The organism is Rhizobium sp. SSA_523 (assembly GCF_030435705.1).
In the GTDB taxonomy this organism is placed as follows: Bacteria; Pseudomonadota; Alphaproteobacteria; order Rhizobiales; family Rhizobiaceae; genus Neorhizobium.
Genome location: NZ_CP129382.1, coordinates 92,729 through 107,144, shown reverse-complemented (window position 1 = coordinate 107,144; position 14,416 = coordinate 92,729). Strand labels below are relative to the sequence as shown.

At 62.8% G+C, this 14,416-nt stretch carries 12 protein-coding genes; 9 read left to right on the top strand and 3 right to left on the bottom strand.

Annotation, left to right across the window (positions count from 1 at the left end; all coding sequences use genetic code 11):
• Window positions 1-2 precede the first annotated feature (2 nt).
• Both QTJ18_RS08785 and QTJ18_RS08780 read left to right on the top strand, forming a co-directional pair.
• Window positions 3-626: a GNAT family N-acetyltransferase gene (locus QTJ18_RS08785; protein ID WP_252751781.1), complete on the top strand. Its 624-nt coding sequence runs from the start codon at window positions 3-5 to the stop codon at window positions 624-626.
• Complete coding sequence (locus QTJ18_RS08780) at window positions 623-3,544, top strand: EAL domain-containing protein (protein ID WP_252751782.1); 2,922 nt, start codon at window positions 623-625, stop codon at window positions 3,542-3,544. Before QTJ18_RS08785 ends, QTJ18_RS08780 begins: the two co-directional genes overlap by 4 nt.
• Window positions 3,545-3,868: 324 nt before the next feature.
• On the opposite strand, the gene QTJ18_RS08775 is transcribed toward QTJ18_RS08780, so the two are convergent.
• From QTJ18_RS08775 to QTJ18_RS08765, 3 genes are all read right to left on the bottom strand, one after another.
• The gene (locus tag QTJ18_RS08775; protein WP_252751783.1) at window positions 3,869-4,930 is read right to left on the bottom strand and encodes a zinc-binding metallopeptidase family protein; all 1,062 of its coding nucleotides are present in this window, start codon (window positions 4,928-4,930) and stop codon (window positions 3,869-3,871) included.
• Between the two features lie 96 nt (window positions 4,931-5,026).
• Window positions 5,027-5,218: a CsbD family protein gene (locus QTJ18_RS08770; RefSeq protein ID WP_252751784.1), complete on the bottom strand. Its 192-nt coding sequence runs from the start codon at window positions 5,216-5,218 to the stop codon at window positions 5,027-5,029.
• 132 nt (window positions 5,219-5,350) lie between these two features.
• Window positions 5,351-5,986: a YqgE/AlgH family protein gene (locus tag QTJ18_RS08765; protein WP_252751785.1), complete on the bottom strand. Its 636-nt coding sequence runs from the start codon at window positions 5,984-5,986 to the stop codon at window positions 5,351-5,353.
• 160 nt (window positions 5,987-6,146) lie between these two features.
• Between QTJ18_RS08765 and QTJ18_RS08760 the strand changes: the two genes are divergently transcribed.
• From QTJ18_RS08760 to QTJ18_RS08730, 7 genes are all read left to right on the top strand, one after another.
• Window positions 6,147-6,992 carry a protein-disulfide reductase DsbD domain-containing protein gene (locus tag QTJ18_RS08760; protein ID WP_252751786.1) on the top strand — a complete coding sequence of 282 codons (846 nt, stop codon included), beginning with the start codon at window positions 6,147-6,149 and terminating at the stop codon, window positions 6,990-6,992.
• Window positions 6,993-7,125: 133 nt separating this feature from the next.
• A complete protein-coding gene (locus QTJ18_RS08755) occupies window positions 7,126-7,611 on the top strand; it encodes a peroxiredoxin (RefSeq protein WP_252751787.1) in 486 nt (161 codons plus the stop codon).
• A gap of 368 nt (window positions 7,612-7,979) precedes the next feature.
• The gene (locus QTJ18_RS08750) at window positions 7,980-9,926 is read left to right on the top strand and encodes a methyl-accepting chemotaxis protein (protein WP_252751788.1); all 1,947 of its coding nucleotides are present in this window, start codon (window positions 7,980-7,982) and stop codon (window positions 9,924-9,926) included.
• A 460-nt stretch (window positions 9,927-10,386) separates the two neighbouring features.
• A complete protein-coding gene (locus QTJ18_RS08745; protein ID WP_252751789.1) occupies window positions 10,387-11,211 on the top strand; it encodes a metal ABC transporter ATP-binding protein in 825 nt (274 codons plus the stop codon).
• Entirely contained in the window at window positions 11,208-12,095 is an 888-nt protein-coding gene (locus QTJ18_RS08740; RefSeq protein ID WP_252751790.1) for a metal ABC transporter permease, read from the top strand. Before QTJ18_RS08745 ends, QTJ18_RS08740 begins: the two co-directional genes overlap by 4 nt.
• A gap of 19 nt (window positions 12,096-12,114) precedes the next feature.
• Window positions 12,115-13,014, top strand: coding sequence for a metal ABC transporter substrate-binding protein (locus QTJ18_RS08735; protein ID WP_252751791.1), 900 nt, complete (start codon window positions 12,115-12,117; stop codon window positions 13,012-13,014).
• Between the two features lie 571 nt (window positions 13,015-13,585).
• Window positions 13,586-14,194: a Uma2 family endonuclease gene (locus QTJ18_RS08730; RefSeq protein WP_252751792.1), complete on the top strand. Its 609-nt coding sequence runs from the start codon at window positions 13,586-13,588 to the stop codon at window positions 14,192-14,194.
• Window positions 14,195-14,416 lie beyond the last annotated feature (222 nt).

Sequence of the window (14,416 nt, the reverse complement as noted above, 5' to 3'; positions counted from 1 at the left end):
GCATGACGAGATCGGTCTTTCGGTTTTTATCGCGTCAACCGGAATCACCGGAACTGTATGGCGATCACCATCTGCTTCGCCTGCCGCGCGCCTCGGATTATCGGCAATGGTATGCGCTGAGGTCCGAGAGCCGGGCCTTCCTGCAGCCCTGGGAGCCGACCTGGCGCCATGACGAACTGACCGAAGCCGCGTTCCGCACCCGCGTGACGCGCAATGCACAGGAATTTGCCTCCGGCCTTGCCGTGCCGCTTTTCCTCTTCCGCCGGCGCGACGCCGCCCTGTTGGGCGGCATTACCATCGGCTATATCCGCCGCGGTGCCGCGCAAAGCTGCATGGTCGGCTACTGGATGGGCGAACGACATGCCGGCCAGGGTCATATGTTTGCCGCACTCCGCCTTGTAGTACCCTATGTGTTTTCCGGGCTTGAGTTGCACCGCATAGAGGCAGCCTGTATTCCGGACAATTGGAAGAGCATACGGCTTCTGCAAAAGGCCGGTTTCGAACGGGAAGGTCTGTTGCGGCAATATCTCAAAATAAATGGCGAGTGGCGGGACCACATCCTCTATTCGCTGCTGGCGGGAGACGACATGCAGGCGCTGAAAGACAGGATGCGGACAGAACCATGACGAGTGTCCGCTTTCTGCCGAAGCTTGCCTGCGGCCGCCTTTGCCTTGCTCTGTGGCTGGTGGCGCTGACGCTTCTGGCTGCGACGCTGCCCATGGGCGAGGCGCTCGCCTTCGAACCGGTGAAAATCTCGCGCGACGATACTGCGCTCGATCTGACCGCAACCACCGATATCTATGTCAACCAGGGCGAGGCCTTCCAGGTTTCCACCGCTGCCGGCTCCGACGGCATCCGCCGGCGCATCGAGGTGCGTTCCTCCAATCCGGGCCATCAGGGCGACTGGGCGGTCTTCGCGCTGGCCAATGTGTCGGAGGAGCAGCTGGAGCGGGTGATCGTGGCGCCGCATTTCCGGCTGGTGGATTCCAAGATCATCTGGCCGGATCTCGGCTCGCAGCGCATCAATGCCATCACGCCGTCGGAGGGCTTTGCGCTGGATCGCGTGCCGAGCCCGGATGCCGATGTCTTCCGCATCACCCTCAATCCCGGCGCCGTCGTGACCTTCGTGGCGGAGCTGACAACGCCGGAACTGCCGCAGCTCTATCTCTGGCAGCCGGATGCCTACAAGGATACGGTCAACTCCTTCACGCTCTATCGCGGCATCGTGCTTGGCATTGCCGGCCTGCTGGCCGTGTTCCTGACCATTCTCTTCGTCGTCAAGGGCACCTCCATGCTGCCGGCGGCCGCGGCCCTGGCCTGGGCTGTGCTGGCCTATATCTGCGTCGATTTCGGCTTTCTCGAAAAGCTCATCACCATCACTTCCAGCGATGTGCGCATCTGGCGTGCCTGTGCCGAGGTGGCACTTGCCTCCTCCCTGGTGATCTTCCTCTTCGCCTATCTCAATCTCAGCCGCTGGCACGTGCATCTGGGCTATGCGAGCTTTGCCTGGGTGATCGGCCTCGGCCTGGTATTCGGCGTGGCGATCTACGATCCCTCGATCGCCGCCGGAATTGCGCGCATCTCGCTGTCGCTGACGGCGACGGCCGGCATTGCGCTGATCATCTATCTCGGCCTTAACCGCTACGACCGGGCGATCCTTCTCGTGCCCAGCTGGACGCTCATTCTCGTCTGGCTGTTCGGCGGCTGGCTGACCGTCAGCGGCCAGCTCGACAATGACATCATCCAGCCGGCGCTCGGCGGCGGCCTGGTGCTGATCGTCCTACTGATCGGCTTTACCGTGATGCAGCACGCCTTTGCCGGCGGCGCCTATCAGCAGGGCCTGTTTTCCGATCTCGAACGGCAATCGCTGGCTCTGATGGGCAGCGGCGACACCGTTTGGGACTGGGATGTGGCGCGCGACCGCGTGGTGACCACGCCGGATATCTCGATGCTGCTCGGCCTGGCGCCGGCCAGCATGCACGGGCCGGTGCGCAATTGGCTGCCGCGCCTGCATCCAGATGACCGCGACCGCTTCAAGGCGACGCTGGACGTGCTTCTGGAGCAGCGCAAGGGACGGCTGAACCATGAATTCCGCATTCGCGCCGAGGACGGTCATTTCCACTGGCTGCAGATCCGCGCGCGGCCGGTTCTCGGCTCCAATGGCGAGATCATCCGCTGCGTCGGCACGATCATCGATGTGACGGAACCGAAAAATTCGGTCGAGCGGCTCTTGTCGGATGCGCTGCACGACAATCTGACCGGCCTGCCCAACCGCCAGCTCTTCCTCGACCGCCTGCAGGCGGTGCTGGCGCTTGCCAATACCGCCGATGCCGTGCGCCCGACGGTGATCGCCATCGATATCGACCGCTACAAGCAGGTCAATGATGTGCTGGGGATCGCGGCCGGCGACAATATCCTGATCGCGCTCACGCGGCGGCTGCGCCGTCTGCTGAAGCCGCAGGACACGCTGGCCCGCATTTCCGGCGACCAGTTCGGCCTGATCCTCGCCTGCGAGCAGGATCCGGCCCGCATTGCCGATTTTGCCGAGGCGGTGAGCGAGGCGATCCGCGTGCCGATCAATTTCGCCAATCGCGAAGTCATCCTGACCGCCTCCATCGGCCTGTGTTCCTTTGTCGATCAGCAGGAAAACGCCGCCGGCATGCTGAGCAATGCCGAGCTTGCCATGTACCGTGCCAAGCGGGGCGGCGGCAACCGGGTGGAGCCGTTCCGGCCGGCCTTCCGCACCAATAGCGTGTCGGACCGGCTGCAGATCGAGACCGATCTGCGCCGCGCCATCGACCGCAAGGAGCTTTCGCTGGCCTACCAGCCGATCATCCGCCTGAATGACGGGGAAATCGGCGGCTTCGAGGCGCTGATGCGCTGGGAGCATCCGAAGCGCGGCACGATTCCGCCGAGCGAGTTCATACCGATTGCCGAGACCTCGGACCTGATCGAGCCGCTCGGCATGTTTGCCCTGGAATGCGCCATTGCCGACCTGATGAGCTGGGAGAAGCAGACGGGCGTGCTGCCGATCTTCGTCTCCGTCAACCTGTCCAGCGCGCAATTGCTGAATGCCGATCTGTTCAACGAGATCCGCTCGCTGCTCAGCCGCTCGCATTGCGCGCCCGACCGGCTGAAGCTGGAACTGACCGAATCCATGATGCTGGAAAATCCGGAACAGGCGCGGCTCATTCTCTCCAAGCTCAGCGATATCGGCGTCAGCCTGGCGCTCGATGATTTCGGCACCGGCTATTCCTCGCTCGGTCACCTCACGCAATTGCCATTCGACACGATCAAGCTGGACCGCAGCCTCGTGGTCGACGGGTCCGACCGCGGCCAGGTGCTGCTGCGCTCCGTCATCGGCATGACCCGGGCAATGGACATGACCATTGTCGCCGAAGGGATCACCAGCGATGAGGATGCCGCCAACCTGTTGAAGATGGGATGCCATTTCGGCCAGAGCTATCTCTTCGGCTCGCCCATGCCCTCCGACGCCGTGCAGCGCCTGCTGAAGGAGCGTTTCCCGCTGACCAAGCGGGCGTGAGGAGTAGGCAGTAGGCAGTAGGCAATAGGCAGTAGGCAGTAGGCAGTAGGCAATAGTGAGCGAATAGCGAGTAGCGAGTAGCGAGTAGCGAGTAGCGAATAGGGATTGGGGATCGATGTCGCCCTCACCCCGCCTCCGCTAAAGCTCGGCGACCCTCTCCCCAAGGGGAGAGGGGGACCATCCGCGCTGCGGCAGCAATCAATGATCGCCCGTCCCTATTCGCTATTCGCTATTCGCTCACTATTGCCTACTGCCTACTGCCTATTGCCTATTGCCTATTGCCTATTGCCTATTGCCTATTGCCTGCACACTACTGCCTGCACACTACTGCCGCGCATGCACCACGCCATGGATGAATTCCAGCTTGGCGACCACGGTCGGCGTCAGGATGAAAGGATAGAGGTCCGGCACGCCCATCGAGCGGTGAATGCTGTTCAATGCCACGCTGAAGGGCACCCAGGCATCGACGAGCTGCTGCGCGTCCTGCGCCCGGTACGGATCGAAGGCGACCTTGGCGCTGAGATCCAGATGGCCGCGCGGATCGATCGCCATGCCGAAGGCCCGGGCCGTTTCCAGCGTATCGACGATATGCACATAATGGGCGAAGCATTCGGCGAAATCCTCCCAGGGATGGGAGGCGGCATAGGTGCTGATGAAATCCTCCTGCCAATTGGCGGGCGGACCGTCCTGGTAATTCTTCTGCAGCGCCTCGGCATAATCGGCGCGTTCATCGCCAAAGGCCAGACGGAACGGATCGAGGCGATCGCGATCGCGCACCAGCTTGTCCCAGATGTAATGGCCCGTCTCGTGGCGGAAGTGACCGAGCATGGTGCGGTAGGGTTCGCTCATCGATACGCGCACCGCCTCGCGGGTCACATCATCGGCCTCGGCGGCGCGAATGGCGATCAGACCGTCCTCATGGCCGGTCATTGCCGGCACCACCGTGCCATCCGGCTTCACCTCGTCGACGAGGAAATCGAAGACCAGGCCGCCTTCGGGATCTTCCGCGCGGGTGGAAACCGGCAGGCCCCATTTCAGAAGCGAGTAAAAAAGATGCCGCTGGGCCTGGCTGATCCGCCGCCATTGCGACAGGCCTTCCTCGGTCGAGGCATCCGGCACCAGCCGGTTGTGGCGGCAGGCCGCGCAAAAGGTCTCAGTGCCCTCGGCGGGAACGGTCCAGTTGCAGATATCCTGGACATGATTGGCGCAAAGGCGAACCTTCACCTCCGGTCGCGCCATCAGATTGAAGACGCCATTCTCCTCCTCGGCGAGCGCGTGGAGAACCAGGCGCTCCGGCACGAAGGCCAGGCGCTGCCCGCAATTGACGCAGACCCGATTGTCGAAATGGATCGTCTGGCCGCAATGGTCACATTCGAAGAGGCGCATTTATCTGACCGCTCAACAGGATGGAGAAGACATAAAAACCTGCCCCGCCAGAAAAGGCGGAACAGGCTTCGAGGGAATGACAAAATAAAGGGGGCGTCAGGCGCGGTCTACCACGTCCTTCGCGGCATCCTTCAGCTCGCCCTTGGCGTGCTGGGCCTTGCCCTTGGCTTCCTGGCGTGCGCCATCGGCTTCCATGGAACGGTTGTCGGTTGCGTCGCCGACTGCCTGCTTTGCCTTGCCGGTCAATTCATTGGCCTTGCCGCTGACCTTGTCGCTCATGCTACCCATGGTGCTTCTCCTTGGTTGTTAGCGTTGCTTGCTGCAGCGCCTTCGACAGGGAGAACGCAAAGCCCGCAATCTGGTTCCGCGAGACGGGCCGAGAGAGGCCGAGACAGGCCAAGATCGGCCACGGTCACGCGATCAGGCGTGACCGGCCTCGGTCGAGAGCATTTCCGGGCTGACGCCGAGAAGGGCCAAAGCCCGCTCATATTTGCCTTCCAGCGCGCGGTCGAAGATCAGCTCCTCAGTCGCCGGGCAGTTCAGCCAGCCATTGGCGGCGATTTCGCCCTCCAGCTGGCCCGGTCCCCAGCCGGCATAGCCGAGCAGCATGGTGGCGCGGCGCGGCCCGCGGCCATCGCATATGGCCCGCACGATATCGAGCGTGGCGGTGAGCGAGATATCGTCGCTGACGGGGATGCTGCTTTCACCGACGTAATCGTCCGAATGCAGCACGAAGCCGCGTCCGGTCTCGACCGGGCCGCCTTCGAGAATCGGAAAATCGCGGGTGGCGCCGGGCAGCATGATCGCCTCCGGCTGGTCGACCAGCTTCAGGTGCAGCAGGATCTCCGTGAACGAGATCGACTGCGGCCGATTGATGATGAAGCCCATGGCGCCGGCGGGCGAATGGGCGCAGATATAGACGACCGCGCGGGCGAAATTGCCATCCTGCATGCCCGGCATGGCAATGAGGAACTGCCCGTCGAGAAAGCCACGCTCGCGGTCGGCCCCCTCTTCCTTCAAACGATCGCGCTTTTCCGTCAGTGCTGAGAATGCCATCGTGCCTCCTGTTTCGGTAGGCCCGGCCCGTGGGCGGGCGGCTTCATGGGAAGCCCTTGGTTATGAAGATGGGGCAGTCCCCGCGATCAATCAACCGAAAATGATCAGGTCGATGTCGATGTGACTGGTGAGGCCAGCACAAGTGAACTAGGTATCTGCCATGCCGATGCGAACCCTGTTCACCCGTTCTCGCTTGAAACTGAGCCTCACTTTGGCTGCCATGACCCTGTTGCCGGCCTTTGCCGGCCAGGCTGCCATGACCGCCTGGGCGGAGAATGAGGGCGGCCGCATGCGCATCATTGCGCTGCCGCCCGAACCGGACGGCACGCTGCGCGGCGCCCTGCAGATCGAGCCGAAGGCCGGCTGGATCACCTATTGGAAACAGCCGGGCGAGGCCGGCATCCAGCCGCAGCTGACGCTTTCGCCGGGGCTCGGCATCACGCTGGACGCGCTCGATTTTCCCGTGCCGAAAGCCTTCGAGGAAGGCGGCGTGCGGGATATGGGCTATGATCACCCGGTCGCCCTGCCCTTCCGCATGTCGATCAAGGATAAAAGCCGGCCCGTGGCCGTGAACGCCTCGGTCTTTATCGGGCTCTGCCGCAATATCTGCATTCCCTTCCAGGCGGATTTCGCGCTTGACCTGACCGGCCAGACAGCCCTGCCGCTGCAGGAAAACCTCATTCTCGACCGGGCGCTGAAATCCGTGCCGGAGGCGCCCTCGCCCGGCTTTTCCGTGGCCAGGCATGGCCTGTCCGACGATGGACGGCTGCTGGAACTGGCCCTGAAACTGCCAAAGGCCGAAAGCGCCCCGGTGATCTACGCGGTCGGGCCCGGCGGGCTGGTTCTGCTCGACCAGGTCAATGGCCGGCATGCCGAGGACGGGCTCTACCATGTCGGCATGCCGCTGCCGAAGCCCTCGCCGACCTTCGATCCGAAGACAGCCCGCTTCGACCTTCTGGTCATGGCCGGCGGGCGCGCCATGGAAACCTCGCTTGCCTTCGATTGACCTCGCCCTATAGTCGCTCCCGATCAGTGCCGGCCGATCGTGAAGAGAGGCCGGCTCGTGCGAAGACGCCGATCTTCGCGAGGATCCTGATTTTGTCGAAGACCCTGACTGTTTCGAGGACAAGGAGACGTTCATGACCATTGCCGTTGGCGACCGCCTGCCCGCTGCCACTTTCAAGGAAAAGACCGCCGATGGACCGGTGGAGGTGACCACCGACAGCCTGTTCAAGGGCAAGAAAGTGGTGCTCTTCGCCGTACCTGGCGCCTTCACCCCCACCTGCACGCTGAACCATCTGCCGGGTTATCTGGAAAACCGCGATGCGCTTCTGGAACGTGGCGTCGATGATATTGCCGTGGTTGCCGTCAACGATCATTTCGTCATGGGCGCCTGGGCCGAAAAGAGCGGCGGCATGGGCAAGATCCATTTCCTGTCCGACTGGGATGCCGGCTTCACCAAGGCGATCGGCCTCGATGCCGATCTTTCGGCCGGCGGCCTCGGCACGCGCTCCAAGCGCTATTCCATGCTGGTGGAAGATGGCGTGGTCAAAGCCCTCAATGTCGAGGAAAGCCCCGGCCAGGCCACGGTGTCCGGCGCAGCGGCCATGCTGGAACAGGTCTGAGCGCTAAGCCGCGCGGTCTCTAATACCACCAGAAGCGAAATAAAGAAGGCGGTCCTTTAAGGCCGCCTTTTTTTCATGGTCTGCACGTTCACATAAAAGCAAACTACATATAATAACGATCGAATAACTATAATTACACAGATTTATACTATAGCAGATCTGCTTTTTTCTTTTAATACGCCGGAAAGCATTCTCGTTCACTTCTTCGCCAATGATTTTTCATTGCATGAGGCCAGGGAAAAATCAGGACCTGTGCGGAGACGGCACGCGCCCGAGCGGCCTGCGGCCCCGCATTTCCCTTTGAACCGCCGTTCCGGGCGATGATCGTATCCGGGGACCATGGCAGCACCAGGAGCAGGAGTCCGCTTGTGAAGAACCTCCCCATTGTTGGAAAATTTCTTGTCATCATGGCCTTCTTCGGAATGATTTCCGTCGGAACGAGCCTTTACCAGTCCCACCAGGCCTCCGATATCGACGCAGCCTATAGCGGCCTTCTGGCCGGACCCGCCAGGACTGCGCTCTTCGTTGGCCGCGGCAGCAGCGCCTTGCAAGGCGTGCGCGCCCGAATCGGCGACCTGCAGATGTCGCGCTCGGAAGATCTGAGCGGCCAGGCCCGCAGGGAACTGCTGCAGTCGCGCGCCGATTTCATCGAACGCATCGATGTGGCAATCGCCGCGGCGCCCGATAATCCCGAAATCAGGCAATTGAAGACCGACGGATTGGCGGTGGTCGACGGCGCATGCGCCGCCTCCACCGAGCTGGCCAGGTTTTCCAATACCGATTCCGAGATTGCGGCCGCGCAAGCCGCCTTCCTGAAGGAGTGCCAGCCGGCTTTCGCCGCCATCGCGCCGCGATTCACCGAGATCGGCAATAAACTGGTAACGGAAGCGACCAATGCCAATCTCGCCCTCAACAGCCAGGTGCGCTGGTCGGCGACCGTGACCCTCGCCTCCGTGTTCGCCATCCTCGCCGCGCTGCTGATCGGTGGCTTCCTGTCCGTCCGCGCCTGGCTGGTCAGGCCCATCCAGATGCTGTCGACAACCATGGGCGTTCTGGCCAATGGCGACCTTTCGGTGGTCGTCGAGGGATGCGAGCGCAAGGACGAGGTGGGCAGCATGGCAAGGGCCGTGGATGTCTTCCGCACCAATGGCCTGCGTGCCCGCGAGCTGGAACACGAGGCCGACGAGAACCGCCTCCTGGCCGAGAGCGAGCGGCAGAGGCTTGCCGACGAGGAGCGCATTCGCAACGAGGCCATGGCGAAAGCCACAATGGGGATCGGTGAAGGCCTGCGGCAATTGTCCGGCGGCGATCTGACCTATCGCCTGACGGAGGCCTTTGCCGTGGAGTTCGAGCCGCTGCGGGCCGATTTCAACGCCACCGTGGACCAGCTGGCGCAGAGCCTGCGGGAAGTGGCGCGCGCCACCGGCTCGATCGATGGCGGCGCCGGCGAGATCAGCCAGAGTGCCCAGGACCTGTCGAAGCGCACCGAGCAGCAGGCCGCCTCGCTGGAGGAGACCGCCGCCGCGCTCGACGAGATCACCACTAATGTCGCCAATTCCTCGAAGCGCACCGACGAGGCCCGCAATGTGGCCGTGCAGGCCAATGAGTCCGCCCGTCGCTCCGCCGAGGTCGTCTCCAATGCGGTGGCGGCCATGCAGCGCATCGAGGAATCCTCCAACCAGATCTCCAGCATTATCGGCGTCATCGACGAGATCGCCTTCCAGACCAATCTCCTGGCCTTGAATGCCGGTGTGGAAGCCGCACGCGCCGGGGATGCCGGCAAGGGTTTTGCAGTGGTTGCGCAGGAGGTGCGCGAACTGGCGCAGAGATCGGCGCAGGCGGCGCGGGAGATCAAGGAGCTGATCCGCAATTCGGTCAACGAGGTCAGTACCGGCGTGAAACTCGTGCAGCAGACCGGCGAGGCGCTGAAAGTGATCGAGGATCAGGTGGTCACCATCAACAATCAGCTGGATGCGATTGCGACCTCGGCGCGCGAGCAATCGGTGGGACTGGCGGAAGTGAACACGGCCGTCAACCAGATGGATCAGGTGACGCAGCAGAATGCCGCCATGGTCGAGGAATCGACGGCGGCCAGCTCCGCTTTGTCCGGTGAGGTGCGCAAGCTGCGGGAGATCGTCCAGGAATTTCGACTGGATGCCCGCGAGACCGGCCACGGCGCCAGCCCGCAGCGGCCCGAACCTGTCCGCGGCGACCACCGGGCGGTCGCCTCCCCGGCCCGCCGGATGATCTCGAAAGTCGCCAATGCCGTGGGGCTGCGCGGTGCGGAAGCCTCGGCAACCTGGAACGAGTTCTGACCGGCGAACCGGCAGGCCTTTGACCAGCAGGAATTTTTCACATCCTCGCCAGCAAAGGGCAAACCGGCGGACGGCATAAGAGCCGCCGGTTATCAACCCGGTTGCCCATCATGGCTTGCCATTTTCCTGCCACTTTTGTTATAACATAACGGTTATAGTGTAACAGGTGACAGATCATGTCGTCCTCCCGTCTTTCGCGATACCGGCTTCCCAGATACCGCTTTTCCAGCTCCGGCCCTTCCGCATCCCGCGTGTCCGCATCCCGTCTCCTCGCGTCGCATGTCCTGACCGTCTTTGATCGAATCCGCGCCTCACAGGCCGGCAAAGCCGCAAGAGCGCCTGCCCCGCCAAAGGCTTCGCCGCCGAGCCTGCTGCAAGCCAATGCCGGATCGCGGGCACTTGGTGCAGCCCTGCTGCTCACCCTCCTGTGGCTTGCGATCGGCTGGGCGGTATCGCTGCCATGAGCGGGTCCAAGGCGATCCGCGCTGCGGCCCCTGGCGCGCCCTCGGTTGACTCCCCCTCTCCCGGCTCCCCCTCGGCCGGCTCCCCCACGGCTGTGGTGACACTGCAGAACCTGACACTCGCCTATGACCGCCACCCGGCGGTGCATCATCTGTCCGGCAGCCTGAAAGCCGGCAGCCTCACGGCGATCGCCGGGCCGAACGGTGCCGGCAAATCAACGCTTCTGAAGGCGATCATCGGCGAGTTGCGCCCCGCCGAGGGCATGATCCGCCAGGCGCTGTCGCGCGGCGAGATCGGCTATCTGCCGCAGGCGGCCGAAATCAACCGCCGTTTTCCCATCACCGTTCTGGACACGGTACTGCTGGGCGACTGGCATCGCAGCGGCGCCTTTGGCCGGGTCTCGGCCTCTGCCCGCAGGGAAGCAGATGCGGCGCTGGCGGCCGTCGGCCTGCAAGGGTTTGCGCAGCGGGTGATCGGCGCCCTTTCCGCCGGCCAGTTCCAGCGCGTGCTGTTTGCCCGGCTCCTCCTGCAGGATGCAAGGCTGATCCTGCTGGACGAGCCCTTTACCGCCATCGATGCCCGCACCACGCGCGACCTTCTGGAGATTGTCGCGCGCTGGCATGGCGAAGGGCGCACCGTGGTGGCCGTGCTGCATGATTTCGAGCAGGTCCGCGCACATTTTCCCGAAACGCTGCTGATCGCCCGCGAACTCATTGCCTGGGGGCCGACCGAGGCGGTGATGGCGCCGGCCAATCTTCTCAAGGCGCGCGCCATGGCCGAAGCCTGGGACGAGGACGCCACACGCTGCGCCGGTGCCGCATGACGGTCGATGCCGCCTTTCTCTACCAGGTCTTTCTGGCGCCCTTTGCCGATTACGGCTTCATGCGCCGGGCGCTGGTGGCCTGCCTCTGCCTCTCGCTCGGCTGCGGTCCGATTGGCGTTTTCCTGATGATGCGGCGCATGAGCCTCATGGGCGATGCGCTCAGCCATGCCGTTCTGCCGGGCGCGGCGATCGGCTACCTGCTGGCCGGCTCGCTGTCGCTCACCGCCATGGGACTGGGCGGGCTGGTTGCCGGCCTCTCCGTCGCACTCCTGTCGGGCGCCGTCAGCCGGGCGACCAGTCTGGCCGAAGATGCGAGTTTTGCCAGCTTCTACCTGACCTCGCTCGCGCTCGGCGTGCTGATCGTGTCGCTGCGAGGCTCCAATATCGATCTTCTGCATGTGCTGTTCGGCACCATTCTCGCCATCGATGCGCAGGCGCTGATCCAGATCGGCACGATCACCACCGTCACGCTTGTGGCGCTGGCGCTGATCTACCGACCGCTGGTGGCCGAATGTTTCGATCCCGGCTTCCTGCGCGCCGTCGGCGGGCGCGGCCCGTTTTACCACATCGCCTTTCTGGTGCTGGTCGTCTTGAACCTGGTGGCGAGCTTCCAGGCGCTCGGCACGCTGATGGCGGTCGGCCTGATGATGCTGCCGGCGGCCATCGCCCAACTCTGGTCCCGCAAGCTGTCGCGCATGCTGGTCATAGCGTCCGCCACGGCGCTCGTCTCCGGCTATCTCGGCCTGATCGCCTCCTATCACCTCGAATTGGCCTCCGGCCCCACCATCATCGTCACCGCCGCTCTTTTCTATGCCCTGTCGATTGTCATCGCGCCCTCAGGCCTGGCCCGGCGCTATTTTCCCCGCCCGCATCTGACGGGCTAACCCCAAGGAGACGCTCCCGATGTCACTCCGCCCCCTGCTGTTGTCTGCCGCAGCCATTCCAGCCATGCTTGCCTTCAGCGCCCCGGTTTCCGCCGCCGAGCTGAAGGCCGTCGCCTCCTTCACCGTGCTTGCCGACGTCGTTCACCAGGTGGGCGGCGACAAGGTGCGCGTGGCAAGCCTTGTCGGCCCCGATGGCGATCCCCATGAATTCGAGCCCTCGCCGAGCGACGCCAAGACGCTGAAGGAAGCCGATGTGGTCTTCGTCAGCGGCGAAGGCCTGGAAGGCTGGATGGACCGGCTGATTTCCGCCTCCGGCTTCAAGGGCAAGCCGGTCACCGCCTCGGAAGGCATCAAGACCCGCACCATGGAAGAGGACGGCAAACAGGTGACCGATCCGCATGTCTGGAACAGCCCGGTCAATGTGAAGATCTGGGTCGCCAATATCGAAAAGGCGCTCTCCGCCGCCGATCCCGCCGATGCCGCGACCTTCAAGGCGAATGCCGAAGCCTATACGAAAAAGCTCGACGTCATGGATGCCTATGCGCGCGAAAAGATCGGCAAAGTGCCGGAAGACCGCCGCAAGGTGCTGACCAGCCAAGATGCCTTCGGCTATTTCGGCCGCGAATACAAGGTGACCTTCCTCGCGCCGCTCGGCCTCTCGACCGAAAGCGAGGCCTCCGCCGCCGATGTGGCCAAGCTGATCGACCAGATCAAAGCCGAACAGGTGAAGACCTATTTCATCGAGAATTCCAACGATCCGCGCCTGGTCAGGCAGGTGGCGAAGGCGACCGGGGCAGAACCGGGCGGCGCGCTTTATGTGGAATCGCTATCGGACCCGACCGGCCCCGCGCCGACCTTTGAAAAGATGTTCCGCTACAATGTCAATCAGCTGGCCGCGGCGATGACCAAGGGCAGCTGAGGTTTCTTTGGGAAGGCACCCTCGGAGCGCTTTGCCCCTCACCCTAACCCTCTCCCCGCTCAGGCGGGGAGTGGGGACAAGCGCAGACGCGCCCTCAGGGTTCATGTCGATCATTCGAGGCGTCCGCACATACCGCTGACGAACGATCTCCCCCTCCCACCAAACATCTCCCGGAACGAAACCGCAGCTCTCGTAAAGCCGTCTGGCGGCACCCGCATCCGGACTGCCTTCCACAAAGGTATCCACATGCACAGCGCACTCCGGAGGCATGGTTGAAAGGGCCGCCTTGATGAGCGCCTTGCCAATGCCCGAGTCGCTGATGTTGCGATGAAACGGCGAGCCAGCGGATGGCGTAAGCCACGCCGCTGCCGCCCACCAGTACGCCTCCCAGAACATTCAAGTTCATCGACTCCGCTTTTGCGCAGAAGGCCTGGCGTTGTGCGATCTTGCGGGTCAAGACAGTCTCGAAATCTGCGGAATGAGGTAGTAACTGCCACCAACTACACCGAGAAGCATAGTCACGACATGAGGGCAGTTATATGCTATAATAGCCTCAAGAAGGGAGCACGACATGCAGGCTATGGAACACGACCGTGTCTCGGCGGAGGATTTCCTCGAGTGGATTCCCGGTCAAGAGGGCCGATTCGAGCTGGTCGATGGTTGTGTCATCGAGATGATGGCTGGTGCCAAGCAGGGTCACAACGTCGTCGTTTCGAATATCGTTTCCTCGCTGGCGCCGCAATCGAAGTCTGGCGGCTGCCGAACGACTTCAAGCGACACAGCCGTCCAGACGCTGGCGAGCACCATTCGGTATCCTGACATCGTCGTGGACTGCGGTCCACCCGACCCTGACGCAATGGTTGCTGAGAACCCCACACTTGTGGTGGAGGTCTCGTCCCCCGGCACGAGTTCAGTGGACACAACCGACAAGCTCGACGAGTATCGGGAACATCCGGCGATCCGCCTCATTATGTTCGTTGAGCCGAGCCATATTCTCGTCAAGCTCTACAGACGCGACGGCGAAGGAGTGTGGGGATCCGAGAAGTACGATGACCTCGAAAGCGTAATCTACATGCCGGAGATTGGCGCTTCTATCGCGCTGTCCGAAATTTATGACACGCTCACGCCTCGCAACCGTCCACGCTTGATTGAGGAGATCAACAGTCAAAAACCTCGTTGATCTCTGAACCAGAGGAGCGGTGGAGGTTTGGTGGTGCCCCCGCCCTCATGCGTTCAATCTGCTTGCCAATTTCCCTCCGCTTCCACTTTGTTTCATCCTCGATACCGAACATTCGCTACTCCAAACAAGCGAGTGGATACCAGGCTGTCGTCCTAGTTAAGTCTGGTGGCAGTTGCTACCGAATAGAATAGCGGAAATCTGGCATCGGTCCGAAAAGCGGCA

What these genes read in the sequence shown, in the direction of transcription:
- QTJ18_RS08785 (WP_252751781.1), top strand. Translation starts at nt 3, where the DNA reads ATGACGAGATCGGTCTTTCGGTTTTTATCGCGTCAACCGGAATCACCG.
- QTJ18_RS08780 (WP_252751782.1), top strand. Translation starts at nt 623, where the DNA reads ATGACGAGTGTCCGCTTTCTGCCGAAGCTTGCCTGCGGCCGCCTTTGC.
- QTJ18_RS08775 (WP_252751783.1), bottom strand. Translation starts at nt 4,930, where the DNA reads ATGCGCCTCTTCGAATGTGACCATTGCGGCCAGACGATCCATTTCGAC.
- QTJ18_RS08770 (WP_252751784.1), bottom strand. Translation starts at nt 5,218, where the DNA reads ATGGGTAGCATGAGCGACAAGGTCAGCGGCAAGGCCAATGAATTGACC.
- QTJ18_RS08765 (WP_252751785.1), bottom strand. Translation starts at nt 5,986, where the DNA reads ATGGCATTCTCAGCACTGACGGAAAAGCGCGATCGTTTGAAGGAAGAG.
- QTJ18_RS08760 (WP_252751786.1), top strand. Translation starts at nt 6,147, where the DNA reads ATGCCGATGCGAACCCTGTTCACCCGTTCTCGCTTGAAACTGAGCCTC.
- QTJ18_RS08755 (WP_252751787.1), top strand. Translation starts at nt 7,126, where the DNA reads ATGACCATTGCCGTTGGCGACCGCCTGCCCGCTGCCACTTTCAAGGAA.
- QTJ18_RS08745 (WP_252751789.1), top strand. Translation starts at nt 10,387, where the DNA reads ATGAGCGGGTCCAAGGCGATCCGCGCTGCGGCCCCTGGCGCGCCCTCG.
- QTJ18_RS08740 (WP_252751790.1), top strand. Translation starts at nt 11,208, where the DNA reads ATGACGGTCGATGCCGCCTTTCTCTACCAGGTCTTTCTGGCGCCCTTT.
- QTJ18_RS08735 (WP_252751791.1), top strand. Translation starts at nt 12,115, where the DNA reads ATGTCACTCCGCCCCCTGCTGTTGTCTGCCGCAGCCATTCCAGCCATG.
- QTJ18_RS08730 (WP_252751792.1), top strand. Translation starts at nt 13,586, where the DNA reads ATGCAGGCTATGGAACACGACCGTGTCTCGGCGGAGGATTTCCTCGAG.